This is a genomic window from Gilvimarinus algae (assembly GCF_030518215.1).
Taxonomy (GTDB): domain Bacteria; phylum Pseudomonadota; class Gammaproteobacteria; order Pseudomonadales; family Cellvibrionaceae; genus Gilvimarinus; species Gilvimarinus algae.
Genome location: NZ_JAULRT010000023.1, coordinates 5,001 through 6,241 on the forward strand (window position 1 = coordinate 5,001; position 1,241 = coordinate 6,241).

General features: G+C 54.1%; 2 rRNA genes (1 of these 2 only partly in view). Both read left to right on the forward strand.

The annotated features are described in order from the left end of the window. Nucleotides 1-662 (forward strand): 23S ribosomal RNA (locus QWI16_RS00335) (it extends 2,222 nt beyond the left edge of the window). 164 nt (nt 663-826) lie between these two features. Then, nucleotides 827-942: ribosomal RNA gene (gene rrf, locus QWI16_RS00340) — 5S ribosomal RNA — on the forward strand. Nucleotides 943-1,241: the final 299 nt, after the last annotated feature.

Genomic DNA, 1,241 nt, shown 5'->3' on the forward strand with positions numbered 1-1,241 from the left:
TTTGACTGGGGCGGTCTCCTCCCAAAGAGTAACGGAGGAGCACGAAGGTTGGCTAATCCTGGTCGGAAATCAGGAGGTTAGTGTAATGGCACAAGCCAGCTTGACTGCGAGACTGACACGTCGAGCAGGTACGAAAGTAGGTCATAGTGATCCGGTGGTTCTGTATGGAAGGGCCATCGCTCAACGGATAAAAGGTACTCCGGGGATAACAGGCTGATACCGCCCAAGAGTTCACATCGACGGCGGTGTTTGGCACCTCGATGTCGGCTCATCACATCCTGGGGCTGAAGCCGGTCCCAAGGGTATGGCTGTTCGCCATTTAAAGTGGTACGCGAGCTGGGTTTAGAACGTCGTGAGACAGTTCGGTCCCTATCTGCCGTGGGCGTTGGAGATTTGAGAAGAGTTGCTCCTAGTACGAGAGGACCGGAGTGAACGAACCTCTGGTGTTCCGGTTGTGTCGCCAGACGCATTGCCGGGTAGCTACGTTCGGACGGGATAACCGCTGAAAGCATCTAAGCGGGAAGCCTCCTTCAAGATGAGATCTCCCTGGGACCTTGAGTCCCCTGAAGGGCCGTAGAAGACTACTACGTTGATAGGCTGGGTGTGGAAGCGTTGTGAGGCGTTGAGCTAACCAGTACTAATTGCCCGTGCGGCTTGACCATATAACAGAGACGACTGATTGATGGGATGATCGATTGGTGGACTGATTAACGAAGAGGCACAAACGTCCTCAGCAACAGACAACAACTTTGTTCATCGCCCTTTTTGGTTGTGTGACTAGGCACGGCAGACGCCGATAAGACCGAAAGCAAGCCATACCGCTTTGCTTGACGATCATAGCGAGTTGGAACCACCTGATCCCATTCCGAACTCAGTAGTGAAACGACTCAGCGCCGATGGTAGTGTGGGGTCTCCCCATGTGAGAGTAGGTCATCGTCAAGCTTCTAATCTGAAATACCCCAAACCAGCAATGGTTCGGGGTATTTTTTTATGTGGCCCGCATAACACCGCGGTGCTTGCCGATGACCTACGGTCATAGTGATGCCGGCCATCCCTGGCCGTCACCCTGCGGGCGCCTGTTCAGGCGTCCCAATGCGCTCCCAGCACATTGGTCAAGCTTCTAATTGAAACGCCCTGTAGGTAATTACTCGCTCATCCCTGAGCTCGGCCTTCGGTCAGCTACCGCTGCGCTAATCGGCTCCCGGCCGATTAGTCCTGCAGGGCGTTTTTCTTGTGGGTTA